This window comes from Streptomyces sp. SPB074 (assembly GCF_000154905.1).
GTDB lineage: Bacteria > Actinomycetota > Actinomycetes > Streptomycetales > Streptomycetaceae > Streptomyces.
On record NZ_GG770539.1, the window covers coordinates 6,300,836 to 6,301,701 of the forward strand.

The 866-nt window shown below is 78.4% G+C and carries 1 protein-coding gene and 1 pseudogene; one reads left to right on the plus strand and one right to left on the minus strand.

Annotated features, from left to right (window positions below; all coding sequences use genetic code 11):
• A pseudogene (locus tag SSBG_RS35130) lies at positions 1–238 on the minus strand (hypothetical protein); the annotation flags it as partial.
• Positions 239–349: 111 nt separating this feature from the next.
• Here SSBG_RS35130 and SSBG_RS26890 point away from each other — a divergent pair.
• Positions 350–730 (plus strand): VOC family protein, encoded by a 381-nt coding sequence (locus SSBG_RS26890; RefSeq protein ID WP_037872015.1) that lies wholly within the window; start codon positions 350–352, stop codon positions 728–730.
• Positions 731–866 lie beyond the last annotated feature (136 nt).

Below are 866 nucleotides of genomic sequence, written 5' to 3' on the forward strand. Positions count from 1 at the left end.
GGGGGAGGGGCGGGAGGGACGGCGGCGGGTCCACGCGATGCTCCGCCCCGTGCTTCTCGCGGGGGGGGGTGCTCGGCAACGGTGTCTCGGAGGCGGTGAGCGCCCCCGGTACCGCGAGGCTCGCCCGCGCCGCCTGTTCGGCCGGCTCCCCGGCCGCCTCGCGCACACTCACACACCCGGACAACGCCGCGCCCGCGAGGGCGAGCAGCACCCCGGCGGCGGTTCTCTTCATTCGCACCCCGCCACTGTGCTGAGCCGCGTCCCGCCGCACCAAGCCGGGAGCGGCGAAGTCCACCGGACGAGTGGGGTGGTGGACGCGCGGACGCTGACGCCCGGGCACAGTGGGCACATGACCGTACTCGCCACCTTCGCCCGCATGTACGTGGACGACCTCGACGCGGCACTCCCGTCCTTCCGCGCGCTGACCGGTGAGGAGCCGCGCCTGCGCTTCTCCCACCGGGGCATCGCGCTCGCCGTCGTCGGCGGCTTCCTGCTCCTCGCGGGCGCGCCAGAAGCGCTCGCCCCCGTCCGCGCCACCCAGGCCACCGTCGTCGTGGACGCCCTCGCGCCGGTGCTCGACCGCGCGGCGCGCGAGGGCGCCGAGATCCTCGCCCCGCCCCGCGCCGTCCCCACCGGCCGCGACCTCGTCGTTGGGCACCCGGGCGGCGCCGTCATCGAGTACGTGGAGTTCGACGCCGCCGCCCGCGCGGCGGCGGGCCTGGCTCCCTGACCGGGCGGGGCGGGCGCCGGAATCCGTACCGGGGACCCACGCGCCCTCGGCGCCGGGACAGCCACCGGCGGGGGCGCGCGGCGCCCGGACGCGCGCCCCCGCCTCGCGCGCCCGTAAGCTGCGAGCGCGTCCGGAG

What these genes read in the sequence shown, in the direction of transcription:
- SSBG_RS26890 (WP_037872015.1), top strand. Translation starts at nt 350, where the DNA reads ATGACCGTACTCGCCACCTTCGCCCGCATGTACGTGGACGACCTCGAC.